The following is a 25,632-nucleotide window of genomic DNA, read 5'->3' as shown; positions in this document are numbered from 1 at the left end:
ATGAACGACCGATTGCGCGAACTGTGGGACGAGACCGCCAGGCACCTCGCGGCGCTCCCGGAGGAGTGGGGGGCGCCGGACACGGAGCTAACCGCCGAGGACCTGGCCGAGGTCCTGCAGGCGGTCGAGGCCGGGCGGCTCCCGACCATGCCCAAGGGCCGCGCCGGCATGGCCGAGGCATGGGTCGAGGAGCCGTTCCTGGCGGCGGCTCCCGAGCTGGGTCCGGTGGTGATGACGGTCGCGCTCGCCAAGGCGGGCGTGCTGCTCGAGCGCGCGTACGGCGCGGTGCCCGACGGACCGCCGTACACCGGCCGCTTGCTCACCGCGCTGGCCGGAGAAATCTACGACCGGATCCACGCGGTCGACGGACTCACGCTTCTGGAGATCTCCCAGCTGCTCGATGCACTGGGGCTGGACGGGCCGCGGCTTGTGGTGGATCGATATCGCAGTTCGTATCGCGGGCTGGGGGCGACGTGGCCGGCCCAGGACGTTGCGCCGTTTGTGCTGGAGACGTTGCCGATGTGGCTCGAGCTCGTGCGGGCGGGAGTGGATCCCCAGTTCGACCCGGAGGCGCCGTACCGGGCGTTGGCGACGTTGCCGCAGCTTCCCGAGTCGGCGGTGGATGCGTTGTTCGAGGCGGCGTTCGGTCGACGGAAGTCCGCCCGGCGGTTCGCGCAGGACGCGTTGGGCGGTGGACACGAAGACCGGATCATTGTTGCCCTGAGCAATAGATCGGCCGAGGTCCGGGCGGAGGCGGAGCGCTGGCTGGAGCGGTTGGGGCGCCCGGTGGCGGAGCCGCCCGTCGACCGGGTCGGTCCACCGGAAACTCCAACGCCCAAAGGGCTCGAGTGGCTGCGTTTCGAGGACCTGCCGCCGATGCACTGGGCCGACACCGGTGCGGTGATTCCGCCGTCGCTGCTGAAATGGGTGGTCTGCCAAGCGGTGAACAACAAGTCGCCAGAACCGAACGCCTTGGTTCGGTCGTACGGCAAGTTGATCGCCGAACGGGAGGACTTCGCCTGCTTTCTGCTGGAACGGTGGATCGCCCGGGGAGCAGTGATCAATCTGAAAGGTCTGCTCGCCGTTGTCGCGGCGTGCGGTGGGCAACGCTCGGTCGTGCTCGCCGACCAGCACCTGAACGAGTGGTACGGCGTCCGCGTCGCGCAGAGCAAGGCGTTGATCGGGATGCTGGCCTGGATCGACCATCCCGCGGCGACGCAGCTCGTATTGTCGGTCGGCACCCGGTTCCGGACGAAGAGCCTGCAGGAAGAAGCGGCCCGGCAGGCCAAGGCGCTCGCCGCGCGCAAGGGCTGGACGACCGACGAGCTGGCGGACCGCTCTGTTCCGACGGAGCCGGACAAGAAGACGGTCAAGGTGCAGACCGCGCGACTGTACGAGGCCATGTGCACCGGGCGGACCTGGCGGTACCAGGACTGGCAGGAGCACCTCAACCAGCACCCGGTCATGCGCAAGCTCGTTCAACGGCTCGTCTGGACCAGCGACCAGGTGTTCCGGCCGCTCGACGACGGGCGGCTCGTCGATGTGAACGACGACGTGGTCGAGCTGCCGGCGGACGCGCGGATCGCGATCGCCCACGATGCCGTCGTCGACGACGAGACCCGCCTGCGCTGGCAGCATTACTTGGCCGACTACGAGATCGCCACGCTGTTCCAGCAGTTCGGCAAGGAGCTCTACCGGCTGCCCGACAAGCGGGCGGACGACCACCGGTTGACGGACTTCGAAGGCCGGCAGCTGCTCGCGTTCACGCTGCGGTCGACGGCCCGCAAGCTCGGCTATCTGCGCGGGCAGACGCTCGACGGGCCGTCCTTCGACGAGTACGAGAAGCCGTTCCCGTCGATCGGACTGGTCGCGGTGGTGACCTTCAGTGGCAACTCACTGCCGGAGGAGAACCGCACGGTCGGGCTGGGAGCCCTGTGCTTTTGGCAGGTCCAGCCGGACGGCGGGCGCACCGCCGTCCGGCTGGGCGACGTACCGCCCGTGCTGCTGTCGGAGACGTATCACGACTTGCGCGTGATCGCCGGAGGGATCTAAGCCGTCGCCTCCTCGACCGCGAGGGTTCGACCGGCGGGGCGGGGCAGGCCGTAGTGGTCGCGCAGAGTGGTGCCGGTGTACTCGGAGCGGAACAGCCCGCGGTGCTGCAGGACCGGTACAACGTGGTCGGTGAACGTGGTCAGGCCCGACGGCAGGACGGGCGGCATGATGTTGAAGCCGTCTGCCGCACCGGCCTCGAACCAGTGCTGGATGGCGTCGGCGACCTGCTCGGGCGTGCCGGTGAAGGTTCGGTGGCCGCGGCCGCCGCCGAGGCGGCCGATGAGCTGGCGGACCGTGAGGTTCTCGCGACGGGCCAGCGTGACGATGAGCGTGTAGCGGCTCTTGGCGCCCTCGATCTCGTCCTCGTCGGGCAGGTCGGCGGGCAACTGCTGGTCGAAGGGCAGGTCCTCAGGATCGACCCGCAGCGTGCGAGCGAGCTGCTGACGGGCGTACTCGGGCTTGATCAGGTCGTCGAGCTCACGCTCCAGCGCCTGGGCCTCGGTCTCCGTCGCGCCGATGACCGGGACGATGCCGGGCAGGATCTTGATCCCGTCCGGGTCGCGGCCCAGGGCGGCGGTGCGGGACTTGAGGTCGGCGTAGAAGGCCTGGGCGTCCTCGAGCGTCTGCTGCGCGGTGAAGACGGCTTCGGCGTACCGGGCGGCCAGGCCTTTGCCGTCCTCCGACGAGCCGGCCTGGACGATCAGCGGATAGCCCTGCGGGGAGCGCGGCAGGTTGAGCGGGCCGCGGACCTGGAAATGCCGGCCGACGTGCTCGATCGCCTGGACCTTCGCGTTGTCGCCCCAGACGCCGGACTCCTTGTCGGCGAGCGTGGCGTCGTCCTGCCAGGAGTCCCAGAGCTTGAAGGCGACCTCCAGGAACTCCGCCGCCCGCTCGTAGCGTTCGGCGTGCGCCGGCTGGTCGGCCAGGTTGAAGTTCTTGGCCGCGTCCGGTCCGGCCGTGGTGACCACGTTCCAGCCGGCCCGGCCGGCGCTGACGTGGTCGACGCTGGCGAACCGGCGCGCCAGGTTGAAGGGATCGTTGTACGTCGTACTGGCGGTGGCGATCAACCCGATCCGCGAGGTCGCCGCGGCGATCGCCGTGAGCAGCACGGTCGGCTCGAGTGATCCCGCCGGGCGCCGCCCGACGTCACTGAACAGCACCGGCGAGTCGGCGAAGAAGATCGAGTCGAACTTGCCGCGCTCGGCGGTCCGGGCCAGGTCCCGGTAGTGCTCGACGTCGGTGTTCGCGAACGGGTTGCTCTCCGGCAGTCGCCACGACGCCTCGTGGTGGCCGGTGCTCATCAAGAACGCGTTCAGGTGCAACTGCCTGCTCACAGCGAGACCCCCAGGGCATCCAGTAGTCGGGAACGAACGGCGGCGAACAACGGATCGGCGGCACTGCGCGGCGGGGCCAGCTCGATCCGCTCCTCGGCGACCAGCCGGCCCTCGTCCAGCACGATCACCCGGTCGGCGAGCACGATCGCCTCGTCGACGTCGTGGGTGACCAGCAGAACGGCGGGCTGGTGTGCCGCGCAGAGCTTGCGCAGCAGGACGTGCATCTTGATCCGGGTCAGCGCGTCCAGCGCGCCGAACGGCTCGTCCGCGAGCAGCAGCGCGGGCTCCCGGACCAGCGAGCGGGCCAGCGCGACCCGCTGCTGCTCACCCCCGGACAGCTCGTTCGGCCAGGCGTTCTCACGCCCCGCCAGGCCGACTTCCGCCAGGCTCTTGCGGCCGCGCTCACCGGCGTCATCGGAGCGCAGCCCCAGGACGACGTTGTCCAGAACGCGGGCCCAGGGCAACAACCGCGAGTCCTGAAAGACCACCGAGACGTTCTCCGGGACGACCAGCTCACCGGTCCCGCTCACGTCGTGATCCAGCCCAGCCAGTGCCCGCAGCAACGTGCTCTTCCCGGAGCCCGATTTGCCCAGCAGGGCAACGAACTCGCCGGGTGCGATGCTCAGGTCGAGATCGTCCAGCACCGCGCGATCGCCGTACGAGCGGACCAGTCCGCGGACCTCGACGGCCTTGCTGAGTGTCAGTCCGCCAGTGTGCGTCGCCATGACAGGGCCCTCCTCTGGATCAGGCGGACGGCTCCGTCGGAGAGCAGCCCGAGTACGCCGTACAGGACCAGGCCGACGATGATGATGTCGGTCTGCCCGTAGGTGCGGGCCAGCTCCATCATGTAGCCGATCCCGCTGGTGGAGTTGATCTGCTCGACCACCACGAGCGACAGCCAGGCGCCGGTCACCGCGAACCGCAGGCCGAGCAGGAAGCCCGGCAGCGCGCCCGGCAGCACCACCTTGCGGATGAAGGTCCAGCGGGACAGGCCGACCGTCTGCGCCAGTTCGACGTACCGGCTGTCGATCGTGCGCAGGCCGTTGTGGGTGTGGATGTAGATCGGGACGAACACCCCGAGGGTGATCGTGGTGACCTTCATCGTCTCGCCGATGCCGAGCCAGAGGATCAGCAGCGGCAGCAGGGCCAGCGACGGGATCGCCCGCTTGATCTGGATCGGGCCGTCCAGCACCGCCTCGCCGATCCGGCTCAGGCCGGACAGCAGCGCGAGCACGGTGCCCAGCACGATGCCGAGGCCGAGGCCGACGAAGGCGCGCTGGGTCGACGTGAGCAGGTTGGACTGCAGCCGCCCGTCGGCGATCAGGTCGCCGGTGGTGGTGACCACGGTCCACGGCGCGGAGAGGATCCGCGGGTCGAGCCAGCCGGCGGCCGACCCGATGGACCAGATCGCCAGCAGCAGGAGCGGTCCGACGAACGCGCCGAACCTGATCGGCTTGCCCGGCCCGAGCCGGCGCCGGCGCCGTACCGGCCGCGTGGTGACTTGCTCGCGCTCAGCCCGTACGCCGCTGAGCGTCGCCGCCTGCCCGCTCATTTGGCGGCCGCCTTGATCGCGTCGACCGCGACCGGCTGGAAGCGCAGGTCGTAGAGGTCGGCGGCCTTGATCTCCTTGTTGCCGGTCTCCTTGGACAGCAGGTCGATGGTTTCCTGCTGCCGCGCGATCGCCGCGCTCCAGTCGGCGGTGATCTCGGGGTGGCCTGCGTTGTCGACCAGCCACTGACCGTCGGCAGTGGTCAGGCCCTGGTCCTTCACGTAGTAGCCCTCGATCCATTCCTTGGGGTGCTTGTCGATCCACTCCTGCGCGACTCCCCAGGCCGCGACGTACGCGCGGATCGCGGCGGCCTTGCCGCTGTCCTCCAGCGACGAGGTCAGCGTGTAGAGGTGACCGGCGTCGTCGCGGATGCCGTGCGGGATCGTGGTCGCGCCGTCCTTGCCGTACTTGGTCAGGTACCGCTTGATCGAGACGCCGCCGATCGGGGCGACCTCGACCTGCTTGGCGGCCAGCGCGTTCGGGTAGATGTCGCCGGTGCTCGGCAGCTCGACCAGCTCGACGTCCTCCTTGGTCAGACCCGCCTTCTTCAGCACCTTGAGCACGAGCGCGCCCTGCGCCTGACCGGGGCTGTACGCGATCTTCTTGCCCCGCAGGTCTTCCAGCGACTTCACCGCGACCCCGGGGGCGACACCGAGCTGGTAGATCGGATGGTTCAGCGGGTCCTGGCGGAACTTGGAGGCGACGATCTTCACCTGCAGCCCGGTCCAGGTGGCGTGGATCGGCGGGATCTCGGCCACCGAGCCGAGGTCGAGCGCCTTGGCCCGGAACGCCTCGGTGGTCTGCGGACCGCCGCTCAGGTTGGCGAACTGGACGAACTTCGAGACCTTGCCGAGCTGCCCGGACAGCTCGAGCGCCTTCTGCGTGGTGGGGTCGCCGACGACGATCTTGACGCCGTCGGGCACCGACGTCGGCAGCGCCGCGTCGAGCGCGAGCTTCGGGCCGCCCCCGGCCTCGGCGGCACCGCCGCAGCCGGCCAGCAGCGTGATCGCCGCGGCGGCTCCGGCCAGTACGGCGAGTTTTTTCTTCAGCATGAGCGTTTCCTCTTCAGGGGCAGGGATTCAGGCGGTGGTGACGTACTGGCCGTCGTGGTAGAGCAACGGATCGTGCTCGCGCCGCTCGGCGTGCACGGCCAGTCGGGCGACGACGATGTGGTTGCTGCCGACGGCGAACCGGTGCTCGACCAGCGCGCGCAGGTAGCTCGGGGCGTCGTCCAGCACGGGCTCGCCGCTCCGCAGCCGCGACCAGCGGGTCGGCTCGGCGAACCGGTCGATGCCACTGGTCGCGAACCGGCCGGCCAGGTCGCGCTGCCCGGCGTCCAGGAAGTTGATCACCACGCTCTGCGTGGACTGGATCGTCGGCCAGGCGGACGCCGTGGTGGCGATCGAGAACGAGACCAGCGGCGGCAGCGAGCTGACCGAGACCAGCGAGGTCGCGGTGAAGCCGGCCGGGCCGTGACCCGCGTCCGCGGTGATCACGACGACGCCGGCGGCGTGCCGGCGGAACACACTGCGGAACACGTCGGCGTCGACGGCCCGCTCGTCGAGGTGGTCGGGCACGACGGTGAGCCCGGCTCGGGTCTGGTGGGCAGGGTTGAACGCATGAACGGACATGGCGGCACTCCCTCGGGGCAGGGATGAACCCGGCAGCGGACCTCTGCGACTACCGCGGCCGGTGGGGGTGGTGGTTCAGCGGACCGGTGAACTCGGTCGCGGTCCGCTCGGCGGCGGCCCGGAACGGCGGGCCGGAACAGCGGCTGTCAGCGACAGGTCGCGCTGGCCGTGCGCATCTGGTCGATGACGCGGCGGCGGGTGAGCAGACGGGTGGTCAGCACCGGCAGCGCGAAGGGGATGGCCCCTGCGCGGCTCTGGTGGCGCTGCCCGGTCGTCGTCATGTCAGCTACTGTCTCATCAAAGTCGACTGGAAAACTAGACAATCTCGCCATCCGGGACAGCCGTCCAGGAGCGAGCCGGCTCACACGTCCGGGCCGGCGTGCGTTCTACTGACGTGATGCCTGCGAAGAAGTCCGGCCTGCCGCCGTTCCAGCTGCTCGTCGACGAGCACTGGCGCGACGTGGTCCGGCTGGCCCGCGCGCTGGCAGGCCCGGTCGACGGCGACGACGTCGCCCAGCGCGCCTGGGAGAAGGCGTTCGCGGCGTACCCGAAGCTCACCTCGGCGCGCAATCTGCGCAGCTGGCTGCTGACGATCACGGCCCGCTGCGCGACCGATCTGCACCGCGCCCGCAAACCGCAGCGCCCGCTGGACGAGGCACCTCCGATCACGGTCGACGGACCCGACGCAACGGAGTGGCCCGATCCAGAACTCTGGAAGGCGGTGAGCGCGCTGCCCGAGCGGCAGCGGTTAGCCGTCACGCTGAAGTACGTCGGCGACCTCGACCACCACGGGGTGGCCGCCGCCCTCGACACCACCCCGGCCGCGTCGCGTCGCCTGGTCAGCGACGCCCTGGCCACCTTGCGCGCCACCCTCGGAGTTGATGATGACTGATCTCGAACGCCGCCTGAGCGGACTCGACGGACCGCCCGCCCGTCCGCCGGTCCTGCCGGAAGCCGACGTGTCCTACACCCTGCACGACACCCCGATCGGCCGGATGCTGCTGGCCACCGCCGCCGGCAAGGTCGTCGCCAGCTCGTTCGGCGACGAGGAGACGATGACACACCGGCTGGCGCACGCGATTTCGCCGCGGGTCCTGCGTCAGTCCGCGCCGTTGGACGACGTCCGGCGGCAGCTGGACGAATTTCTCGCCGGCCGCCGAAAAAGTTTCGATCTGACCGTCGACCTGACCCTGGCGACGGATTTCCAGCGGCTCGTGCTGGCCGACCTGCCGCGCCTCACCAGCTACGGCCGGACGACGACATATGGCGAACTCGCGGGCGAGATCGAGCGACCCAAGGCGGCCCGGGCCGTCGGTACGGCGCTCGGCGCGAACCCGTTGTGTGTCGTGCTTCCGTGCCACCGGGTGATCGGCGCGAGCGGCGCGCTCACCGGGTACGCCGGCGGATTGGACGCAAAGCGTTTCCTTTTGAATCTCGAATCGAAAAGCTGAGTTTTCCATCGGTCAACGGGAAACATTTACACTCGGACCAGAAAGAAGCAGGTCCCCATTGTGGAGTGGGGACCTGCTTCTTTCATTACCTGACGCGTCAGTTGTGTGGTTGGTGGATTTCCAGGATCAGCCGGCGCCGGCCGCCCCACTCGCGTTTGTAGACCTGGTAGTCCTTGATCCCGGCGGCCGCGCAGAGCCGGCCGTAGCTCGCCTCGTCGTGAATGAAGTGAATGCTGCTGGAGCCGAAGTGCTCGGTGGTGACGATCCGGTGCTCGGGGCCCTGGCGCAGACCGTTCGCGATCTCCGACGCGGTCGCCGGTCCCCACACCGGGCCCTCGATGATCGCCAGGCCGCCGGGCTTGAGCACGCGGGAGATCTCCCAGATCGCCGACAGCTGCTCGTCCTCACCGAACAGTTCGTGGAACGCCGTCCACAGGCAGATCACCGCGTCGAAGGAGTCCGAGCGGTACGGCAGGTCGGTCATCGAACCGATCGCCCAGTCGACCTGGAGCTCTTCCTCGGCGGCCTTCGCCCGGCCGGCTTCGACCAGGTTCGGGGAGATGTCGAGCGCGCGGACGACCTTGCCGGCCTTGCGCAACGGAATCGCGATCCGGCCGTAGCCGCAACACAGGTCGAGCACCGACTCCCGTCCCTCGAGCAGTTCCTCGACGGCTTTCACGACGGCTGCGTCCCGCTCGGGCGTGGTACGCGCGGCCAGACCCTCGGCGCCGAGTTCGGCGTACTCGGCCCGGCTGCGCAGTGCGGAGTTCAGCATTGCGTAAGTATTGCGATTTCTCCGGTCACTGTCTCCTCGAGCGTCCGATCGCACCGAAAGCGATCGCGGCGACCATCGAGACGATGATCGACGTGTACGTCGCGCCGAGCCAGGTCGGCACCGGCTCGCCGCCGAACACCTTCGCCTGCACGTCCAGCCAGAACGGCGACCAGCCGCTGACCGTGCCCGGGTTCACCAGCTGGTAGGCGACGAACCCGAAGACCCACGCGACCGCCGGCTGCCAGCGGAACGGCGCGGTGTCGCTGACGTCCCAGCGCATCCGGCTGACCACGAAGAAGTCCGCGATCGCGACCGCGAACAACGGGATGAAGACCGAGCCGATCAGGTACAGGAACTGGGTGTAGTTGCCCAGGTCAACGAACAGCGCGAGCCCGGTGGCGAGCACGCCGATCCCGACCGACAGCCAGCGCCGGTCCAGGTGCCCGACCAGGTTGTGCGCGGCCATCGTGGTCGAGTAGACGTTCGCGTAGGCCTCGTCCACCTCGTCGACCAGCAGTACGAACAACGCGATCGCACCGGCCGGCAGGGTGACCAGGGCCGTGATCACGTCGGTGCTGTTGGTCTGCAGAGTCGCGACGGCCAGTACGCCGAGACCGTAGTACAGGATCGCGGCCAGACCGTAGCCGAGCGACGAACCGGCGAAGGCGGCCTTGTTCGTGCGCGAGTGCCGGGTGTAGTCGGCGGCCAGCGGCGCGAAGGAGACGACTCCGGCCGCGGCGAGGTCGACGCCCGGCCAGAAGCCGAACACGCTGTCCTGCGGCAGGTCGTGCACCGGCTTGCTGAGCACCTGGACGAACAGGTAGATCGATGCCAGCAGCACCAACCAGACCATGAACTTGCGCAGCAGCTTCACGCTGCCCAGCGGGCGAACCGCCATCGCGGTGGCGATCACGCCGGCCAGGATCACGAACAGCCAGCGCCAGCGCTCGCTGGTCACCGCGACCGCGGCCTGGGAGATCACGATGATCTCCATCGTCGCCCAGCCGATGTTCTGGGCGATGTTCAGCACGGTCGGCGCCGTCGAGCCGCGCCGGCCGAACAGCCCGCGCAGGCAGGCCATCGCGGGCGCGCCGGTCTGCGAGCCGAAGACGGCGGCGCCGCCGAGCACCAGCGCCCCGATCCCGCAGCCGACGACGACCGCGAGCAGACCCTGCCACAGCGAACCGGTGTACGCCGCGACGAGCGCGCCGGTCACCGGGCCGAACAGCGAGATGCCGAGATTGCCCCACAGCGTGAACTGGTCGAAGAAGCCCAGCGTCCTTGGCGCATCGGTGGTGAGGACGAGCGGCGCCTCGGTCGTCGTACTGGGCTTGCGGACAGCAGTCGTGGTCATCTGACCTGCTCCCTACGCCGGCATTACCCGGTCAGGTTCAGGCGGTCGGCGACCCGGCTGATGCTTGTCGCCCTCTCAGCCCGCAATCCGGTGCGAGCTCCCGCGGAGGTATGTCGTTATCGCGTCAACGATATCGCGTCATCCAGCTTTGTATACACCGGCTGCTCGGTGGATGAACGCGGCCAACTCCCGGCCGTTGGTCAGCACCGGCATGTGCGAGCCGGTCGGCAGCGTCCAGGCCTCGCCGCCGGCCAGGTCGGCGACCCGCTGGGCCCACTGCGGCGGGCAGAGGTGGTCGTGCGGGCAGCGCAGCACCACCGTCGGTACGCCGACGCGGGGCAGCGCGGCCGCGAGGTCGTAGTGACGGGCGACCTGCTCGGCGCGGGCCATCGCGCGGAACGTCGTCCGGAAGTACTGCTTGGTCAGGGTCGGGATCAGGTACGGGCGCTCCCAGACGGCCGAACGGACCCAGCGGCCGGCGAGCGTCGGCCAGCCGGAGGCCTCGACGTCGCCGGTCGGGCCGAGCAGGACGAGACCGGAAACGAGACCGGGATGGGCGACGGCGGCCTCGACCACGACGTGGCAGCTCGCCGAGTGGCCGACGAGCACCGAGGGTTCCTTCAGGTGCGTGGCGAGCCGGTCGGCGAGGGCCTCCACGTGCAGGTCGTCGCCCGGGGTGACCGGTTCGCCGTACCCCGGCAGCGTGACGACCTCGGAGGGGATCTCCAGGTGTTGCCGGGTCGGGTCGTACGACTCGGGCCCGAGTCCCAGGCCGGGGACGAGCGCTACCGGCGTACTCATTCCCACGGCGGCCTTTCGGGAGCGGGTTGCACGACCGGGTTGGGCACGTCCGGCCTCAGCTCGCGGTACCCCAGCGCGAAACCGAGCGCGAGCAGGAGCAGCCCGAACCCGCCCCATCCGTACGCCGTCGGCAGGCGGTGCAGCGTCTCGTCGATCGAGCCCATACCGGTGCTGACCACCAGGCCGAGCCAGATCAGGATCGGGATCAGCGACAGCGCCACCAGCCCGAGGCCGGCGAGCTCCATCGGGGTGAGTTCGCGGCGCGCCTTCCGGCGTACCTGGACGTCGCGCAGCCACATCGCCAGCGCGGCGACCCCGACTACGAGGATCAGGAGCTGGCCGATCGTGTCCAGGACATCGGTGCGCAGCGGATGGTTGAGCGGGGAGCCGGGGGCCTGCGAGATCTCGCGCAAGGAGACCCGCTGGACCGAGACGACGAGCAGACCGTAAACGGCGGCGATCACCGCGGCCAGCAGGACGACGCGGGCGACTCGGGGGTCGCGGCGGGGTTCCGGTCCGTAGCTGGGGAGCTGGTGGGACTGCGGGCTGGCGGGCGCGCCGTACGGGTGGCCGGGGCGGTAGTTGGGCGGCTGGGTGTAGCCGTACTCGGTGTCGCTCGGCGGCTGGCCGTAGCCGTAGCCCGGTGACTGCTGGTCAGTGCCGTCGGAGGGCTGCGGGTAGCTGTCGTGGCCGTACGGGACCGGCTTCGCGTAGTACTGGCTGCGGTCCGGCTCGTCCGGGTCGTCGCCGCGGCCGTAGGTGGGGAACTGGGGTGACGACATCGTGGCTCCCTCGGCTCGGTCTTCTCGTCAGACTCTCACGAGCGGGCCCACCTGAGCGGGGATTCAGGTGGCTTTCGTCGTCGGCCAGGCGTTCGGCAGGCAGCCGCCGAGGCCCTTGGTCTGCTGCATCATCACCGGGGCGGGGGTGTTCGGCTGGTCGCAGCCGGAGTGACCGTGGCCGAGCGCGTGCCCGACCTCGTGGTTGACCAGGTAGTTGCGGTAGAGCGCGACGTTGCCCTTGTACTCCGGCACGGCGTACATCCAGCGCTTCGCGTTCAGCACCACGCGGTCCTCGACCCGGCAGGAGACCTCGCCGCCGGTCTCCAGCGGCAGGCACAGGTTGTCGGTCAGGGTCGGCGTCGCGACGATGATGCGCAGGTCGACGTCGGCCTGGTCGGTCCGCTCGAAGCTGACCGGGTGCACCGCTTGCCAGCCGCGCGGATCGGTCAGCGTCTGGTGCACCACCGTGGCGACCGCGGCGGGGTTCAGCGACAGGCCTTGCTCGATCTCGATCCGGTACGTCAGCTTGCCGACGTTCCGGGTGGCCTTGGCCGAGCCGGGGATGATGCTGAGCTTGCCGGTCGAGACCGTCACGTTCGGCTTCGCGCCCTTGGGCTGGCGGGTCAGGGTCGGCGCCGGCCGCTGCGGCTTGGTCAGCGTCGGCGAGGCCGAGGGCAGCTGGCTCGGGGTGACGACCGGGAGCACCGGGGGCTGGGCGACGGCGGTCTGCTCACCGAACTGGGCGGCGAGGTTCTGCCGGCCGGCGTCCGGGTGCACGACCATGACGGTCCCGAGCACGGCCAGTGCGGTCACCGAGAACCACTGCGCCTTGTACGACTTCTTCCGGCAATGCCGTCCCGCCCGGCGCCGGCGGGCGGACCTGGACACACGCGTGCCTGTCCGCTCGTCGTTCCGCCCGGTGGTCATGTCGATTCACCCTAGCGACTCACGGGTAATTCCCGAAAGTCCACCTCACGTCAGCTTCAGGTCAAGACGGGGTACCGAGGCCGGGTGACCCTGCTTGATCCTCTCGTCGTCGCCCAGGCCGAGGTGCTGAAGGTCGAGTTCCTGACCTCCGTCCGCCCGGAACCCGACCCGCGCGTGACGGCGTACTGGGAGAGGTATCAGCAGGTGTTCGCCGGTGGAGGCGAGCCGCAGGACCTGAAGGACTTCGCCAACTCCCCGGTCGGTGGGAGCCCGGGGAACATGTCTGTGTTCAACCAGGCGTGGAACGAGCTCGGCGCGGAGGCCGCCGCCGCCGCGGTGCGCGACAGCGTCGACTACCTGCTGTCGGGTCCCGGCGTACTGGAAGACCGGCTGACCGACCTGATCCGGGGACGCCGCGGCATCAACGGCTTCCGCGAGGCGCTGCTCACCAAGGTGCTGTGCGTGATGTACCCGGACCGCTTCCTCACGCTGCTCAAGTACGCCGGCCCGCTGGGCAAGCAAGGCATCGCCCACCGTCTCTGGCGGATCGAACTGCCGGACCCCACGGCGTCGACCATCGGCGAGCTGATCGTCGAGAGCAACGACCTGCTGCTCGAACTGGCCGGCGAGGGGTTCGAGACGGCCCAGCACGCCTCGTCGTTCCTGTGGTGGGCCCGGGACCGGGTCTAGGCGGTGCGGGTGCGGAGGAACTTGCCGAAGTGGGGGACGGTGAAGGCGACGGTGCCGCGTTCGGCGGAGAAGACGAGGCCCTTCTTGATCAGGCCGTCGCGGGCCGGGGACAGGGACTGGGGTTTGCGGCCGAGGGCGCCGGCGACCTCGGCGGTGGGCACGGCGCCGTCGGCGACACCGACGCCGAGCTCGGCCATCGCGCGCATGTACTCGCGTTCGGCGGGGGTGGCGCGTTCGTAGCGGGAGCCGAAGAAGCCGACGGTGAGTTCCGCGGAGGCCTCCGGGCCGGCGACGGCGACGTCCTTGACCGTGATCGGGCTGGCGGGAGCGTGGTCCCAGGTGGCGTGCGCGAAGGCCTGGACGAAGTACGGGTAGCCGTCGGTCTGCGCGTACAGCTCGTCGAGCGCCTCCTCCTCGAAGTACACGTCCTCGCTCTCCGCCGGGATCATCAGCGCGCGATCGCAGGCCTCGCGGGCGAGCCGGTCGACCCGGATGTAGCGGAACAGGCGCTCGGAGTACGACTTGCTCGCCGACAGTACGGCGGGCAGATGCGGCAGCCCGGCGCCGACGACGACCAGCGGCGCGCTCTGCTGGGAGATCTCGTGGCACGCGGCGCACAGCGCGGACAGGTCGTCAGCGGAGATGTCCTGCATCTCGTCGATGAACAGCCCGACCCCGACCGACAGGTCCCCGGCCAGCTCGGCCGCGTCGGCGAACAGCTCGATCAGGTCCATCTCGAGGTCGCCCGAGTCGGCCCGGCCCTTGGCGGCGGCGACGTCGACCGGCGGGTGCCATTTGATTCCCTTGCGATCGTTCTGCGCGGTCCGCAGCGCGAACGCCTTCAGGACGGCGCTGAACTGGTCGACCCGCTCGTCGTCGCGGTGCCGATGCCCCAGCTCGCGCATCGCGGTGTGCATCGCCTGCGCGATCGGCAACCGAATGCTCTGATCCGGCCGGGCCTCGATCTTCCCGGTACCCCAGGCACGTTTGATCGCCTGGCTGCGCAGCGTGTTGAGCAACACGGTCTTGCCGACGCCCCGGAGTCCACTCAGCACCAGACTCCGCTCCGGGCGCCCCGCCGCGACCCGTTCGAGCACCACCTCGAACTGCCGCACCTCGGTGTCGCGTCCGGCCAGCTCAGGCGGCCGCTGACCGGCGCCGGGCGCATAGGGATTCCGGATCGGATCCATGCTTTCACTCTATGAGCGCGTCTAGCGTTTTCCTTAGATTTCGCTAGCGAACCCGAGCGCGTGTCGCTATCCGGCGGCGAACATCAGCAGCAATCCGGCCCCGAGCAGACAAAGCACGATGATCAGCACGTACGCGTACCAGTGCATCGTCCAGTCCGCGTCGGCGGCCAGGATGTTCGAGGGATCGTCCGGGTCCATGACGACCGGGATCCGGTCACCCACCTCGGGCAGCGGGTCGAGCTGGTCGGCGCCGGAGAGCTCCACGGCGGTGCCGTCGCGCGGACTGGCGACCTCGACGATCGGCTCGTCGGACTTCGACCATTTGTCCTCCCGGACCGAGAGCACGGTGGCCGGTTCCGCCGGACCGGCCTTGGCGATCTGCTCGTCGTGACGACCGGCCGAGATCGCAACCGGCATGATCGCCAGCACGCCCAAGGCAAGCAGACCGAAAAACGCGATCCGGAGCACCGCGAGGCTGGTCGCCCAACGGCTCGGCTTCAGCCGCCCACCATTGGCCCGCGCTCTGGCCTCGGCTCTTCGCCGCGCTCGCTCGCGGCGAGCCTTGGTCCACGCGGAGGGCTCGGCCAGCCGCTTCCACCAGCCGAACCGTTCGGCCAGGAAGCGGGCCGGGTAGCAGGCGATGCCCGCGGCCGCGAACGCCGCCAACGGGCCGTCCCACAGCCAGTTCGGGCGGCTGAGCCAGGCGATCAGGAGCAGCAGGCCGGCTGTCGACACGAAGAAGGTCAGGAGAAGCAGCAACTGGCGACCGTGCAGGTCGTCGTCACTCATCGCTCAACACAGCAAGATCGACGGGTTAGCAGAGGCTCTGGTTCCGGTCATGGGTTGTTGACGGCTCGAGCGAGGTTGTTGTCGGCGGTGACGTGGACTCGGTCGAGGCCGAGCCAATGGGCCATCAGGTGGAGTTCTGCGGCCAAGGGTTCGGTGAGGTCGGGGGCGTGGGGTTCGGGGGTGATGGTGGGGACGACGAGGGTGGAGGTTCGGCGGTCGGCTTTGAGGTCTACTCGGGCGACCAGGCGGTCGCCGAGCAGGAACGGGAGGACGTAGTAGCCGTGGATGCGTTGGGGTTGGGGGGTGTAGATGCTGATGCGGTAGAAGAAGTCGAAGAGGCGGTGGGTGCGGTCGCGGTTCCAGATCAGGGTGTCGAAGGGGGACAGCAGGGCGCGGGCCTTGATCGGGCGGTCGTCGGCTTCGCGCCACAGGTAGCTCTGGCTCGGAATGCCCTCGACCCGGACGGGGATCAGGTCACCGGACTCCACCAGCCCGTCGATCAGCTGCCGGGCTGTTGCCTTGGGCAAGGGAAAGTGGCCGTGGGTGGCGCCGCAGAGTTCCTGCGCGGTGGCGACGCCGAGTGTGCGGGCCGAGATCCGGAGGAGGTCGCGGCGGGCCTCGTCGGCGTCCGGCTCGGGCGTGCTCAGTACGCCGGCCGGCAGGACCCGCTCGGTGAGGTCGTACAGCCGCTCGAAGTTGCGCCGGCCGGCGATCGTCAGGCGGCCCGCGCAGAACAGGTACTCGACGGCGATCTTGGCGTCCTGCCAGTTCCACATCCGGCCGGTGGACGGGTCCGGGTCCGGGTCGGTCCGCTTGCGGCGTTCACCGTCGGGGCTCGCCTCGGCGGCCGTGATCGGGCCGAGGTCGGTGACCTGCGCGAGCACGGCGTCGACGAAGCCGGGCCGTTCGGCACTCAGCCGGCGCATCCCCGCGACGACCGACCACGGCGCCGCCAGCTCCGGGTCCAGCTCGGCGTTCCAGTCCTGCCGCTCGGCCACCCGCATCCGCCACCGCAACAGCGGATAACTGCTCAGCGGCAGCAAGCTCGCCTTGTGCCCCAGAAGAACTCGAACAACTCCCGGTCCGCGCCCCAGCACATCCGGTCCAGCGTCGTCCGCGGATACGGTCCGAGCCGGGCGAACAGCGGCAGGTAGTGCGAGCGGCACAGCACGTTCACCGAGTCGACCTGCAGTACGCCGATCCGCTCGATCACCCGCCGGAGGTGCCGAACATCGACTCGGCCGGCCGGTCGCGGCTCGGCGAAGCCCTGCGCGGTGAGCGCGATCCGGCGCGCCGAGTCCCGCGAGATCGCCTCGCCGGCCGGACGTCGTACCGGTGTCATGGGCCGAACTTATCCCGCCCGGGACCCGGTCGACCGCTTTCTGAGGCTGTCTAGGAATTTCACTAGACAGCCCTAGACACGGTGATCGACGGGTAGCGGGTCCACCCGGTGGGCCGTCGCGGGCACTAAGGTCGGCGCATGGGTGGTGGGGTCGAGGCCAGGGACTGGGCCCAGCAGGCGGCGGCGCAGTACGAGCGGATGCACCAGCAGTACGTCGGTGGCGCGCGCAAGCTGGAAGCGCTGATCAACGAGCTGATCGGCGAGGAAGAGGGCATCAACTACCTCAGCGCGACCGCCCGGGCCAAGGATCCGGAGTCGTTCCTGTCGAAGGCGTCCAAGCCGCGGCCCGACGACCCGGACCGGCCCAAGTACGACGACCCGCTGAACCAGATCACCGACCTGGTCGCCGCCCGGATCATCACCTTCCTGGTCGAGGCGGTGGACCGGGTCTGCGAGGTGATCGAGGCCGAGTTCGAGATCGTCGAGCACACCGACATGGGCGCGCACACCCGCGCGCAGGGCGTGTTCGGTTACGCCTCGAAGCACTACCTGGTCCGGCTGAACGCCCATCGCCGCGAGCTGCCCGAGTACGCCGTACTGCGCAACCTGGTGATGGAGATCCAGGTCCGGACCGCGGTCCAGCACGCGTGGGCCGAGTTCGAGCACGACATCCGGTACAAGCTGGACATCCCGCCGGACCGCAAGCCCGAGTTCGACCGGCGGTTCCTGCTCGCGGCGGCGCTGATGGAGCTGGCCGACAACGAGTTCACCGAGATCGACCGGCTGTACCGCGAGCTGGCGGCGGCGGGCGACGACGAGACCCCGCGCGACCTGACCCCGGCCACGCTGACGACGTACCTGACCCGGCGCTATCCCGACGCCCCGCACGCCAAGACCAATCACTACGCGTGGATCCTCGGGATCCTGGCCGATCTCGGCGTGACCACCGAGGAGCAGCTGACCGAGCTGCTGCAGGGCATCGACAGCGCGGCGGTCCAGGCGGCGATGACGCACCGCTTCCCGGCCGGCACGGTACGACGGCTCGACGACGACCTGCTCGCGGCGAAGGGGCAGGCCTACGTCGACCTGTTCCCGTTGGAGGAGCGCCGGCAGAAGATCCTGCGCGGTCGCCTCAAAGCCCTGGCCCGCGCGGGCCTCATCGAGCTCTGACCAGCTCCTCCGCGACGGCTTCCGCCGTCCGCCGGGCCCAGCGGCCGGTGGTGATCAGGCCGAGGACCAGGACGAGCACCCCGCAGCCGGCGATGATGTACCAGCCGAGCTGAGCGGCCGGGACGAAGCCGGTCTCGAGCGGGCCGGTCAGCTGGGCGGTCAGCACGGTGCCGACGATCGCGACGCCGAGCGAGGCGCCGACCTGGCGGCTGGTCGAGGCGATCGCCGCTGCGACACCCGCCTGCGACCGGGGCATCCCGGACACGGCCGCGTTGGTGATCGGCGAGTTCAGCATGCCGAAGCCGATGCCGAAGACCAGGTAGCCGCCGAGCAGCAGCAGGGTCGGCGTACTGGTGGTGAGCTGGGCGAGCACCAGTCCGCTCGCGCAGAGCATGCTTCCGGCAACGATCAGCGGGAGCCGCGGTCCACGGTTGCCGACCAGCCATCCGGACAGCGGCGCGAACACCACGGTCATCGCCGCCATCGGCAGCGTCAGCAGGCCGGCGTGCAGCGCGGTGAACCCGCGGACCTCCTGCAGGTAGAGCGAGTTGAGGAACAGGAACCCGGACAGCGCGGCGAAGCCCGCGACCGCGATCAGCGTCGCCCCGGAGAACGGCGCGCTGCGGAAGAACCGCGGCTCCAGCAACGGCTCGTCTCGTCGCCGCTCGTAGAAGACCAGCCCGGCCAGCGCCAGCACGGCGACCGCGAAGCACCCGATGATCAGCGGCGACGTCCAGCCCGCCTCCCGGCCCTCGATGATCCCGTACGTCAGACCGACCAGCAGCAGCACGACGAGCACCTGCCCGACCGGGTCGATCCGCCGCGCGACCGCGGCCCGTGACTCCGGCACGAACCGCGCGGTCAGGACGACGGCGAGCACCGCGACCGGCACGTTGATCCAGAAGATGTACCGCCAGCCGGCCGAGTCGACCAGGGCTCCGCCGACCAGCGGGCCGACCGACATGCTCAGCCCGACCACGCCGCCCCAGACCCCAATCGCCTGCGCCCGCTCCCGCGGGTCGGTGAACGTGTTGGTGATGATCGACATCGCCACCGGATTGAGCATCGAGCCGCCGATCGCCTGCAGCATCCGGAACACGATCAGCAGGTCGACCGTCGGGGCCAGGCCGCACAGCAGCGAGCCGAGCCCGAACAGCACCAGCCCGACCTGGAACGTCCGCCGCCGGCCGACCCGGTCCGCGGTCGAGCCGGAGATCATCAGCAGGCTGGCCAGCACCAGGGTGTAGGCGTCGATGGTCCACTGCAGCTTGGACACCGAGGCGTCCAGGTCGGCCCGGATCGCGGGCAGCGCCAGGTTCACGATCGTGGAGTCCAGGCCGACGATGAACAGGCTCAGGCAACAGATCCCCAGCACGAGCAATCGCCGCCGCCGAGTCAGTTGCTCCACCCGCTCAGTATCTCATCGGTCACTGATGCAATCATTAATCAACTTCTTGAAAAGGGTTTGAGGGCCGGTCGCGGTGCCGCCTAGGCTTGGCCCGTTCGCCTGGTCAGGTGCCCACCCCCCTCCTACGCCTCCTGTGAGACGTCATGTCGTTGCGCCTTGTTCCGTTCGCCGATCCGGGTGTGCCCGACACCCGGTCCGGCCTCCGACTCATCCTCTGGCTCGAGCACCAACAGCTCCGCGGGCAACTGGCCGCCGTGGGCTGGGGGCTGCTCTTCTTCGGCGGCATCGCTGCTGCCCCGGTCGCGGTCGGCCTGGCCGTGCAGGCCGTGATCGACAAGTCCTGGACCAAGCTCGTGCTGGCCGTGATCCTGCTGCTGGTCTTCGGTGCCGCCAAGGCCGGTGCCGACGCCTACTTCCACCGCGCGGTGGTGAGCAACTGGATCTGTACGGCGTCGCGCTTGCAGCAGCTGCTGTACCGGAAGGCCTCCGAGCTCGGCTCGCTGCTGACCCGCCGGATCGCGGCCGGCGAGGTGGTCGCGGTGAGCAGCGGCGACGTCGAGAAGATCGGCTGGTTCGTCGAGGTGCTGGGCCGGTTCGCCGCCGCCTTGCTGACCTGCTTGGCGGTTGTCGTCGGGCTGCTGTTCTACGAGCCGCAGCTCGGCCTGGTGGTCGCGATCGCCGTACCGGTGCTGACGTTCTCGATCATTCCGCTGATGGGTCCGGCCGAGCGCCGCGCCGACGCCCAGCGGGCCAAGGGCGGCCGGGCCACCGAGCTGGCCGCCGACACCGTCGCCGGCCTGCGCGTACTGCGCGGCATCGGCGGTGAGCAGCTGTTTCTGGATCGCTACCGCTCGGCCTCCCAGGAGTACCGGGCCAGCGCGGTGCACAGCGCCCGGATGTGGTCGCTGATCGCGGCGCTGCAGGTGCTGCTGTTCGGGCTGTTCCTGGTCGTGGTCGTCTGGCTCGGGGTGCGGCTGGTGGTGGCCGGCCGGATCTCGGTCGGCGAGCTGGTCACGACGTACGGGTTCATCACGTTCATGATGGTTCCGCTGCACACGTTCGAGGAGACGGCCAACGCGTTCATCTTCTCGAAGGTGTCCGCGCGGCGGGCCGCCCGCGTGCTGTCGCTGCAGCGGATGGACGTCACCCGCGGCACCGGCGAGGCGCAGGTGCCCGAGGGCGACCTGTTCGACCCGGTCTCCGGACTGGAGGTCCCGGCCGGGAGCTTCACCGCGGTGGTCTGTGGCAATCCGGACGCCGGTGGCCGGCTGGCCGACCGCCTGGGTGGTCACAGCCCGGAGGCGGAGCCGGGCGACCCGTCGGCGCTGCTGGACGGCATCGCGCTGGACGACCTGCCGCTGGAGTCGGCGCGGACGGCGGTGCTGGTGCAGGACAAGGACCCGGTGCTGCTGTCCGGCATGGTGGCCGAGCTGTTCGACGTACCGTCGAGCGGGGCGGTCACTGCCGAGCAGGCGCTGGAGGCGGCGCAGTGTGCCGACATCCTCGACGTACTGCGGCAGTCGCTGCCCGCGGGCAGCTCGGGCGACCCGATGCAGGCTGTGCTGACCGAGCGCGGACGATCCCTGTCCGGCGGCCAGCGGCAGCGCATCGCGCTGGCCCGGTCCCTGTACGTCGACCCGGCCGTGCTCGTGCTGGACGAGCCGACCAGCGCGGTCGACGCGCACACCGAAGCGCGGATCGCGGACGGCCTGCGCGCGCTGCGGGCCGGCCGCACGACCGTGGTGTTCACCTCCAGCCCGCTGATGCTGGACCGCGCCGACCGGGTCGTGTTCGTGCCGCACGGCCGGGTCGCGGCCGTCGGCGTCCACCACGACCTGGTCCACACCGACCGCGACTACCGCGCGGTCGTCACCCGTGAAGCTGAGCCAACCCTCGAGGAGTCGGCGTGAAGCGCCCCGAGTACGACCCGGCCGCACCGCAGGAGGCGGCTCGCCTCCCGGTCGCCGGTCCGGCGACGGTCAGGGCCTACCTGAAGATCCTGTTCCGCCGGCATCGCGGCGCCTTTGTCCAGCTGACCGTCGTCAACGCGGTGGCCGCCCTCAGCGGCATGGTCGGTCCCTGGCTGCTCGGCACCGTGGTCGAGAAGCTGTCGGCCGGCGAGCGGGACGTCGACCTCCCGTACGTCGTCCTCGGCTTCCTGATCGCGCTGGCGGTGCAGACCGTGTTCGTCCGGATCACCCGGCTGCGCGGCGCGGTGCTCGGCGAGGAGATGCTGGCCGATCTGCGCGAGGACTTCCTGGTCCGCTCGGTGGCGCTGCCGCCGGGGGTGCTGGAACGGGCCGGGACCGGTGACCTGCTGTCCCGGATCACCACCGACGTCGACCGGCTGTCGAACGCCATGCGCGAAGCCGTCCCGCAGCTGACGATCGCCGTCGTCTGGGCCGCGCTGCTGATCGGTGCGCTGGTGGTGACCGCGCCGGAGCTCGCGGTCGCGCTGGTGGTCGCCGCGCCGATCCTGATCGTCGGCGGCCGCTGGTACTTCCGGCGCGCGCCGTCGGCGTACCGGTCCGAAGCCGCCGGGTACGCCGGGGTCGCGGCCGCGCTGGCTGAGACCGTGGATGCCGGCCGCACGGTGGAGACGCACCGGCTCGGCGGCCGCCGGATCCGCCTCGGGGACACCCGGATCGGGCAGTGGGTCGCCTGGGAGCGGTACACGCTGTACCTGCGGATGATCCTGTTCCCGGTGATCAACATGACGCACGCGGTCGCGCTGGCCGCGGTGCTGATGATCGGTGGCGCCCTGTCGATCGAGGGCTGGATCACGGTCGGTGCGCTGACCACCGGCGCGCTCTACATCCAGATGCTCGTCGACCCGGTGAACATGATGATCCGCTGGTACGACGAACTGCAGATCGCGCAGGTCTCGCTGGCCCGGCTGGTCGGCGTCCGGGAGATCGAGGAAGCGGCCGCCAACTCCGAGCACGAGCCGGACGGCCGGACGGTGATGGCCGACGAGGTCCGCTTCGGCTACCTGGAGGGTCGCGACGTGCTGCACGGCGTCACGCTCACCGTCGAGCCCGGTGCCCGGGTCGCCCTGGTCGGGCCGTCCGGAGCGGGCAAGTCGACGCTGGGCCGGCTGCTGGCGGGCATCTACTCGCCGCGAGCCGGCGACGTCACACTGGGCGGTGCTGCGCTCGGCAAGATGTCGGCCGAGCAGGTCCGCACCCACGTCGCACTGGTGAACCAGGAGCACCACGTCTTCGTCGGCACCGTCCGGGACAACCTGCTGCTGGCCCGGCCGGAGGCGACCGATGCCGAACTGTGGGACGCGCTGCGCTCAGTGGACGCCCACGCGTGGGTCGCGGGCTTCGAGCACGGTCTGGACACCGAGGTGGGCTCAGGCGGTACGACGCTGACCCCGGCGCAGGCGCAGCAGGTCGCGCTGGCGCGTCTGGTGCTGGCCGACCCGCACACGCTGGTGCTCGACGAGGCCACCTCGCTGATGGACCCGCGCGCGGCGCGAAACCTGGAGCGCTCGCTGGCCGGCGTACTGGAAGGCCGGACCGTTGTCGCGATCGCGCACCGGCTGCACACCGCGCACGACGCGGACGTGATCGCGGTGGTCGAGGACGGCCGGATCGTCGAGCTCGGCGGTCACGACGACCTGGTCGACGCGAACGGCCCGTACGCGGCGCTCTGGCACTCCTGGCACGGGGATCGCTGACACGGGAGGGTGGGTAGGGTCGGCAGCATGCTGCCCGCCCTGCTCGCCCTCCCGTATCTCGTTGCCTTCGACATCGACCGTGAGGGGCGGTTGCTGATCGGGTACGACGGCAGCGGCGTCCGTCAGCTGCACGAGGTCGGACCGGACGGCGCGTGGCGCACCCTGACCGACCTCGACGAGCGGGTGGTCGCCGCGAAGTACGTGCCGGGCAGTCGCCAGGTGGTCGTGGAGCACGACACCGGCGGCGACGAGCGCGGACAGCTGTCGCTGCTGGACCTGGCCGGATCCGGTGAGCTGCAGCCTCTGGTGCACCACCCGGCGTACTTCCATCACCTGATCGCCGCGCGGCCCGGCCGCGTCCTGTTCACCACCAACCGCCGCAACGAGATCGACTTCGACCTGGTCGCCCGGGACCTCGCCACCGGCGCGGAGACCACGCTGTACGACGGCGGCGGCTACGTCTACGCGGTCGACGCGTCGCCGGACGACCGTTGGGTGGCGGTGAGCCGTGCGGGTGGTCCGGCCAACTCAGTCCAGCTCCTCCTGGTCGAGAGCACGACCGGTGAGGTCAGTGAGGTCACCGCGTACGACGACGAGACCACCCTGTCCGCGGTGTCCTGGCTGCCCGACTCCAGCGGTCTCCTGCTCTCCGGCGATCCCGACCGGGAGCGGATCGCCGTGTTCCGCTACGACCTGGCGACGCGCGCGCTGACCCCGCTCGTGTCCGACGACGCGCGGGACCTGACCGGCTGGGCGAGTCCGGACGGCCGACGCGTGCTGGTCGCTTCCAGCGACGACGGTGAGGTCACGCTGGCGCTGCACTCGCCGGACGGCGGGCTGGTCGCTCCGATGGCGCTGCCGCCGGGTGGATGCGGCGCTCTGCTGGTCGAGTCCCAGCCGCACTGGTCGGCCGACGGGAGCCAGCTGGTGATCACCTACAGCAGTCCGGTCGAGCCGCCGTACGTGTTCAGGTACTCGGTGGAGACGGGTGAGCTCGTTGCCGTCCGTGCGCCGGAGCCCTTCGAACTTCCCGCCTTGAGCCACCCGGCGTCGTACCGGGTCGAGTCGTTCGACGGTGACAGGTGCCGGTGTACGTGTTCCAGCCCGAGGGCGGTGGCGACGGCTCGGCGGTGCTGGTCGTGCACGGGGGGCCGGAGTGGCAGCACGGGCGGATCTGGGCACCGCTGGTCGCCGGGCTGGTTGCCGACGGCCACACGGTGCTGGTGCCGAACGTGCGCGGCTCAGCCGGCTACGGCAAGCGCTGGTACTCGCTGGACGACCGGGAGCTGCGGCTGGACTCCGTCCGCGACCTGGCCGCGCTGCACGCCTCGCTGCCGACCATCGGCGTCGACCAGTCCCGGGTCGCACTGTGGGGCGGCTCGTACGGCGGCTACATGGTGCTGGCCGGGCTGGCCTTCCAGCCGGAGCTGTGGGCGGCCGGTGTGGACATCGTGGGGATCGCCTCGCTGGTCACGTTCCTGGAGAACACCTCGGCGTACCGGCGGGTGGTCCGGGAACGCGAGTACGGGTACCTCGCCACCGACCGGGAGTTCCTCGAGCTGGCCAGCCCGCTCAGCCGGGTGGACGCGATCGAGGCGCCGCTGTTCGTCATCCACGGTGCGAACGATCCGCGAGTGCCGCTGTCGGAGGCCGAGCAGATCGTGGCCGCCTTGAAGAAGCGGAAGGTGCCTTGCGAGCTGCTCGTGTACGGCGACGAGGGGCACGGGCTGGCGAAGCGGGTGAACAAGCTGGACGCGTACCCGAAGGCCTTCGCGTTCCTGCGCGAGCACCTCGGCCGGGCGTGACCCGGCTGATCAGCCGGCCGATCCGTCAGCCGATGAGTCGGCGGTGATCGCGTCGGCCAGCCGGCTGATCACCGCTTGCCAGTGCTTGCGCTGCAGTTCCCGCTCGCCCGCGGCGGCCAGCCGCTCCTGGTGAATGACCAGACGCGCCCGGCCCGGCGCCACCGGGCTGACCGTCAGCTGCAGCGTCGTGTCGTGCGACCAGTCCGGCGGTTGCCAGGTGAGCCGGATCCGGTCGAGGTCGCGGAAGCTGCGGGTCTCACCACGCGTCCCGGTGCTGGTCTGGTAGCCCGCGCCCTTGTCCTCGTAGAGCGTGACGCCGTCGCCGAGCCAGATCGCGACGCCGGCCGGCGAGGTGACGAAGTCCCACACCTCGTCGACCGGGCGGGCGACGGTCTTCGAGACGCCGATCTGCCAACCGGCATCCCTGGTCTTGCCGACCTGACCGCTCATCGGACCACCGCGGCGATCGCGCTGACCTCCAGCAGGGCGCCGGGCACGCCCAGTCCGGCGGTCACGAGCGCCTGCACGGTCGGCGCCGCACCCTCCAGACCGGCCGCCGCGACCGGGTAGGTCTCGGCGAGGTCGACACCGTCGACCAGGTAGATCGTCACCGACACCAGGTCGTGCACCGTGGCGCCGGCGGCGGCCAGCGCCGTCCTGAGGTTTTTCATCACCTGCTCGGTCTGCGCGGCAGCGTCGTCACCGCCGATCAGGCGGCCCTGGCCGTCGACGGCGTTCTGGCCGCCGACGTAGATCGTGGTCGCGCCGGGCGGGACGACGGCGACGTGGGTGAACGCCGGGGAGTTCACGAGTCCTTCGGGGCGAAGCAGCGTTGGTGTGGTCATGACCTCAGCATCACCCACCACCCGGTCAACCAGTGTCCGGGTTCTGCGCGAG

26 protein-coding genes and 1 riboswitch are annotated in these 25,632 nt (G+C 70.2%); of the genes, 8 read left to right on the top strand and 18 right to left on the bottom strand.

Annotated elements, in window-relative coordinates; all coding sequences use genetic code 11:
* The gene (locus ACQPXM_RS01040) at positions 1 to 2,052 is read left to right on the top strand and encodes a DUF4132 domain-containing protein (protein ID WP_432943762.1); all 2,052 of its coding nucleotides are present in this window, start codon (positions 1 to 3) and stop codon (positions 2,050 to 2,052) included.
* On the opposite strand, the gene ACQPXM_RS01035 is transcribed toward ACQPXM_RS01040, so the two are convergent.
* The 6 genes from ACQPXM_RS01035 to ACQPXM_RS01010 all read right to left on the bottom strand — a co-directional run bounded on the left by ACQPXM_RS01035 (position 2,049) and on the right by ACQPXM_RS01010 (position 6,847).
* Positions 2,049 to 3,386, bottom strand: a complete 1,338-nt coding sequence (locus ACQPXM_RS01035; protein ID WP_432943760.1) for an LLM class flavin-dependent oxidoreductase — start codon at positions 3,384 to 3,386, stop codon at positions 2,049 to 2,051. The two genes, ACQPXM_RS01040 and ACQPXM_RS01035, sit on opposite strands and share 4 nt — an antisense overlap.
* Complete coding sequence (locus ACQPXM_RS01030) at positions 3,383 to 4,111, bottom strand: ABC transporter ATP-binding protein (RefSeq protein WP_432943758.1); 729 nt, start codon at positions 4,109 to 4,111, stop codon at positions 3,383 to 3,385. Before ACQPXM_RS01030 ends, ACQPXM_RS01035 begins: the two co-directional genes overlap by 4 nt.
* Positions 4,087 to 4,938, bottom strand: coding sequence for an ABC transporter permease (locus ACQPXM_RS01025; protein ID WP_432943756.1), 852 nt, complete (start codon positions 4,936 to 4,938; stop codon positions 4,087 to 4,089). Before ACQPXM_RS01025 ends, ACQPXM_RS01030 begins: the two co-directional genes overlap by 25 nt.
* Complete coding sequence (locus tag ACQPXM_RS01020; RefSeq protein ID WP_432943754.1) at positions 4,935 to 5,987, bottom strand: ABC transporter substrate-binding protein; 1,053 nt, start codon at positions 5,985 to 5,987, stop codon at positions 4,935 to 4,937. The genes ACQPXM_RS01025 and ACQPXM_RS01020 overlap by 4 nt, the downstream gene beginning before the upstream one ends.
* 27 nt (positions 5,988 to 6,014) lie before the next feature.
* Positions 6,015 to 6,566: a flavin reductase family protein gene (locus tag ACQPXM_RS01015; RefSeq protein ID WP_432943752.1), complete on the bottom strand. Its 552-nt coding sequence runs from the start codon at positions 6,564 to 6,566 to the stop codon at positions 6,015 to 6,017.
* A gap of 146 nt (positions 6,567 to 6,712) precedes the next feature.
* Positions 6,713 to 6,847, bottom strand: a complete 135-nt coding sequence (locus ACQPXM_RS01010) for a hypothetical protein (protein ID WP_432943750.1) — start codon at positions 6,845 to 6,847, stop codon at positions 6,713 to 6,715.
* Between the two features lie 116 nt (positions 6,848 to 6,963).
* Here ACQPXM_RS01010 and ACQPXM_RS01005 point away from each other — a divergent pair, with 116 nt between their 5' ends.
* Both ACQPXM_RS01005 and ACQPXM_RS01000 read left to right on the top strand, forming a co-directional pair.
* Positions 6,964 to 7,458 (top strand): RNA polymerase sigma factor, encoded by a 495-nt coding sequence (locus ACQPXM_RS01005; protein WP_432943748.1) that lies wholly within the window; start codon positions 6,964 to 6,966, stop codon positions 7,456 to 7,458.
* 67 nt (positions 7,459 to 7,525) lie between these two features.
* On the top strand, positions 7,526 to 8,017 hold the full coding sequence (locus ACQPXM_RS01000) for a methylated-DNA--[protein]-cysteine S-methyltransferase (protein ID WP_432943746.1): 492 nt from the start codon (positions 7,526 to 7,528) through the stop codon (positions 8,015 to 8,017).
* A gap of 97 nt (positions 8,018 to 8,114) precedes the next feature.
* On the opposite strand, the gene ACQPXM_RS00995 is transcribed toward ACQPXM_RS01000, so the two are convergent.
* The 5 genes from ACQPXM_RS00995 to ACQPXM_RS00975 form a co-directional block, all read right to left on the bottom strand.
* Positions 8,115 to 8,792, bottom strand: a complete 678-nt coding sequence (locus ACQPXM_RS00995) for a class I SAM-dependent methyltransferase (RefSeq protein WP_432943744.1) — start codon at positions 8,790 to 8,792, stop codon at positions 8,115 to 8,117.
* 25 nt (positions 8,793 to 8,817) lie between these two features.
* Positions 8,818 to 10,146, bottom strand: coding sequence for a purine-cytosine permease family protein (locus ACQPXM_RS00990; RefSeq protein ID WP_432943742.1), 1,329 nt, complete (start codon positions 10,144 to 10,146; stop codon positions 8,818 to 8,820).
* A riboswitch (TPP riboswitch) is annotated at positions 10,139 to 10,260 on the bottom strand. It overlaps the preceding gene by 8 nt.
* Before the next feature lie 24 nt (positions 10,261 to 10,284).
* The gene (locus tag ACQPXM_RS00985) at positions 10,285 to 10,947 is read right to left on the bottom strand and encodes an alpha/beta fold hydrolase (RefSeq protein WP_432943740.1); all 663 of its coding nucleotides are present in this window, start codon (positions 10,945 to 10,947) and stop codon (positions 10,285 to 10,287) included.
* The gene (locus ACQPXM_RS00980) at positions 10,944 to 11,729 is read right to left on the bottom strand and encodes a hypothetical protein (protein ID WP_432943738.1); all 786 of its coding nucleotides are present in this window, start codon (positions 11,727 to 11,729) and stop codon (positions 10,944 to 10,946) included. The genes ACQPXM_RS00985 and ACQPXM_RS00980 overlap by 4 nt, the downstream gene beginning before the upstream one ends.
* 63 nt (positions 11,730 to 11,792) lie before the next feature.
* A complete protein-coding gene (locus tag ACQPXM_RS00975) occupies positions 11,793 to 12,656 on the bottom strand; it encodes a DUF3152 domain-containing protein (protein ID WP_432943736.1) in 864 nt (287 codons plus the stop codon).
* 84 nt (positions 12,657 to 12,740) lie between these two features.
* On the opposite strand from ACQPXM_RS00975, the gene ACQPXM_RS00970 reads away from it, so the two are divergent.
* Positions 12,741 to 13,346: a hypothetical protein gene (locus ACQPXM_RS00970; RefSeq protein WP_432943734.1), complete on the top strand. Its 606-nt coding sequence runs from the start codon at positions 12,741 to 12,743 to the stop codon at positions 13,344 to 13,346.
* On the opposite strand, the gene ACQPXM_RS00965 is transcribed toward ACQPXM_RS00970, so the two are convergent.
* From ACQPXM_RS00965 to ACQPXM_RS00950, 4 genes are all read right to left on the bottom strand, one after another.
* Positions 13,343 to 14,536: an ATP-binding protein gene (locus ACQPXM_RS00965; protein WP_432943732.1), complete on the bottom strand. Its 1,194-nt coding sequence runs from the start codon at positions 14,534 to 14,536 to the stop codon at positions 13,343 to 13,345. The genes ACQPXM_RS00970 and ACQPXM_RS00965 overlap by 4 nt on opposite strands.
* Positions 14,537 to 14,602: 66 nt before the next feature.
* The gene (locus ACQPXM_RS00960; protein WP_432943730.1) at positions 14,603 to 15,325 is read right to left on the bottom strand and encodes a hypothetical protein; all 723 of its coding nucleotides are present in this window, start codon (positions 15,323 to 15,325) and stop codon (positions 14,603 to 14,605) included.
* Positions 15,326 to 15,372: 47 nt separating this feature from the next.
* The gene (locus ACQPXM_RS00955; protein ID WP_432943728.1) at positions 15,373 to 16,368 is read right to left on the bottom strand and encodes a winged helix-turn-helix domain-containing protein; all 996 of its coding nucleotides are present in this window, start codon (positions 16,366 to 16,368) and stop codon (positions 15,373 to 15,375) included.
* On the bottom strand, positions 16,356 to 16,667 hold the full coding sequence (locus ACQPXM_RS00950) for a DNA glycosylase AlkZ-like family protein (RefSeq protein WP_432943726.1): 312 nt from the start codon (positions 16,665 to 16,667) through the stop codon (positions 16,356 to 16,358). The genes ACQPXM_RS00955 and ACQPXM_RS00950 overlap by 13 nt, the downstream gene beginning before the upstream one ends.
* A 138-nt stretch (positions 16,668 to 16,805) precedes the next feature.
* On the opposite strand from ACQPXM_RS00950, the gene ACQPXM_RS00945 reads away from it, so the two are divergent.
* Positions 16,806 to 17,837, top strand: coding sequence for a GTP pyrophosphokinase (locus ACQPXM_RS00945; protein WP_432943724.1), 1,032 nt, complete (start codon positions 16,806 to 16,808; stop codon positions 17,835 to 17,837).
* Here ACQPXM_RS00945 and ACQPXM_RS00940 read toward each other — a convergent pair.
* Entirely contained in the window at positions 17,824 to 19,245 is a 1,422-nt protein-coding gene (locus ACQPXM_RS00940; protein ID WP_432943722.1) for an MFS transporter, read from the bottom strand. The genes ACQPXM_RS00945 and ACQPXM_RS00940 overlap by 14 nt on opposite strands.
* A gap of 143 nt (positions 19,246 to 19,388) precedes the next feature.
* Between ACQPXM_RS00940 and ACQPXM_RS00935 the strand changes: the two genes are divergently transcribed.
* The 3 genes from ACQPXM_RS00935 to ACQPXM_RS00925 all read left to right on the top strand — a co-directional run bounded on the left by ACQPXM_RS00935 (position 19,389) and on the right by ACQPXM_RS00925 (position 24,735).
* Positions 19,389 to 21,155 (top strand): ABC transporter transmembrane domain-containing protein, encoded by a 1,767-nt coding sequence (locus ACQPXM_RS00935; RefSeq protein ID WP_432943720.1) that lies wholly within the window; start codon positions 19,389 to 19,391, stop codon positions 21,153 to 21,155.
* Complete coding sequence (locus ACQPXM_RS00930) at positions 21,152 to 22,930, top strand: ABC transporter ATP-binding protein (RefSeq protein ID WP_432943718.1); 1,779 nt, start codon at positions 21,152 to 21,154, stop codon at positions 22,928 to 22,930. Before ACQPXM_RS00935 ends, ACQPXM_RS00930 begins: the two co-directional genes overlap by 4 nt.
* A gap of 1,082 nt (positions 22,931 to 24,012) precedes the next feature.
* Complete coding sequence (locus ACQPXM_RS00925) at positions 24,013 to 24,735, top strand: alpha/beta hydrolase family protein (protein WP_432943716.1); 723 nt, start codon at positions 24,013 to 24,015, stop codon at positions 24,733 to 24,735.
* Between the two features lie 9 nt (positions 24,736 to 24,744).
* Here ACQPXM_RS00925 and ACQPXM_RS00920 read toward each other — a convergent pair whose 3' ends face one another.
* Together ACQPXM_RS00920 and ACQPXM_RS00915 are read right to left on the bottom strand one after the other, a co-directional pair.
* On the bottom strand, positions 24,745 to 25,185 hold the full coding sequence (locus ACQPXM_RS00920) for an SRPBCC family protein (RefSeq protein ID WP_432943714.1): 441 nt from the start codon (positions 25,183 to 25,185) through the stop codon (positions 24,745 to 24,747).
* Positions 25,182 to 25,580, bottom strand: coding sequence for a RidA family protein (locus ACQPXM_RS00915; protein ID WP_432943712.1), 399 nt, complete (start codon positions 25,578 to 25,580; stop codon positions 25,182 to 25,184). The genes ACQPXM_RS00920 and ACQPXM_RS00915 overlap by 4 nt, the downstream gene beginning before the upstream one ends.
* Between the last annotated feature and the right edge of the window lie 52 nt (positions 25,581 to 25,632).

The sequence above is a fragment of the Kribbella sp. CA-253562 genome, assembly GCF_050942265.1.
Lineage (GTDB): Bacteria > Actinomycetota > Actinomycetes > Propionibacteriales > Kribbellaceae > Kribbella.
The sequence above is the reverse complement of the archived record's forward strand: the minus strand, read 5'-3'. Positions and strand labels throughout refer to the sequence as shown.

Excerpts from the sequence above, each read along its gene's own strand:
- ACQPXM_RS01040 (WP_432943762.1), top strand. The coding sequence starts at position 1 with ATGAACGACCGATTGCGCGAACTGTGGGACGAGACCGCCAGGCACCTC.
- ACQPXM_RS01030 (WP_432943758.1), bottom strand. The coding sequence starts at position 4,111 with ATGGCGACGCACACTGGCGGACTGACACTCAGCAAGGCCGTCGAGGTC.
- ACQPXM_RS01025 (WP_432943756.1), bottom strand. The coding sequence starts at position 4,938 with ATGAGCGGGCAGGCGGCGACGCTCAGCGGCGTACGGGCTGAGCGCGAG.
- ACQPXM_RS01020 (WP_432943754.1), bottom strand. The coding sequence starts at position 5,987 with ATGCTGAAGAAAAAACTCGCCGTACTGGCCGGAGCCGCCGCGGCGATC.
- ACQPXM_RS01015 (WP_432943752.1), bottom strand. The coding sequence starts at position 6,566 with ATGTCCGTTCATGCGTTCAACCCTGCCCACCAGACCCGAGCCGGGCTC.
- ACQPXM_RS01010 (WP_432943750.1), bottom strand. The coding sequence starts at position 6,847 with ATGACGACGACCGGGCAGCGCCACCAGAGCCGCGCAGGGGCCATCCCC.
- ACQPXM_RS01005 (WP_432943748.1), top strand. The coding sequence starts at position 6,964 with ATGCCTGCGAAGAAGTCCGGCCTGCCGCCGTTCCAGCTGCTCGTCGAC.
- ACQPXM_RS00995 (WP_432943744.1), bottom strand. The coding sequence starts at position 8,792 with ATGCTGAACTCCGCACTGCGCAGCCGGGCCGAGTACGCCGAACTCGGC.
- ACQPXM_RS00990 (WP_432943742.1), bottom strand. The coding sequence starts at position 10,146 with ATGACCACGACTGCTGTCCGCAAGCCCAGTACGACGACCGAGGCGCCG.
- ACQPXM_RS00985 (WP_432943740.1), bottom strand. The coding sequence starts at position 10,947 with ATGAGTACGCCGGTAGCGCTCGTCCCCGGCCTGGGACTCGGGCCCGAG.
- ACQPXM_RS00980 (WP_432943738.1), bottom strand. The coding sequence starts at position 11,729 with ATGTCGTCACCCCAGTTCCCCACCTACGGCCGCGGCGACGACCCGGAC.
- ACQPXM_RS00975 (WP_432943736.1), bottom strand. The coding sequence starts at position 12,656 with ATGACCACCGGGCGGAACGACGAGCGGACAGGCACGCGTGTGTCCAGG.
- ACQPXM_RS00965 (WP_432943732.1), bottom strand. The coding sequence starts at position 14,536 with ATGGATCCGATCCGGAATCCCTATGCGCCCGGCGCCGGTCAGCGGCCG.
- ACQPXM_RS00960 (WP_432943730.1), bottom strand. The coding sequence starts at position 15,325 with ATGAGTGACGACGACCTGCACGGTCGCCAGTTGCTGCTTCTCCTGACC.
- ACQPXM_RS00950 (WP_432943726.1), bottom strand. The coding sequence starts at position 16,667 with ATGACACCGGTACGACGTCCGGCCGGCGAGGCGATCTCGCGGGACTCG.
- ACQPXM_RS00945 (WP_432943724.1), top strand. The coding sequence starts at position 16,806 with ATGGGTGGTGGGGTCGAGGCCAGGGACTGGGCCCAGCAGGCGGCGGCG.
- ACQPXM_RS00935 (WP_432943720.1), top strand. The coding sequence starts at position 19,389 with ATGTCGTTGCGCCTTGTTCCGTTCGCCGATCCGGGTGTGCCCGACACC.
- ACQPXM_RS00920 (WP_432943714.1), bottom strand. The coding sequence starts at position 25,185 with ATGAGCGGTCAGGTCGGCAAGACCAGGGATGCCGGTTGGCAGATCGGC.
- ACQPXM_RS00915 (WP_432943712.1), bottom strand. The coding sequence starts at position 25,580 with ATGACCACACCAACGCTGCTTCGCCCCGAAGGACTCGTGAACTCCCCG.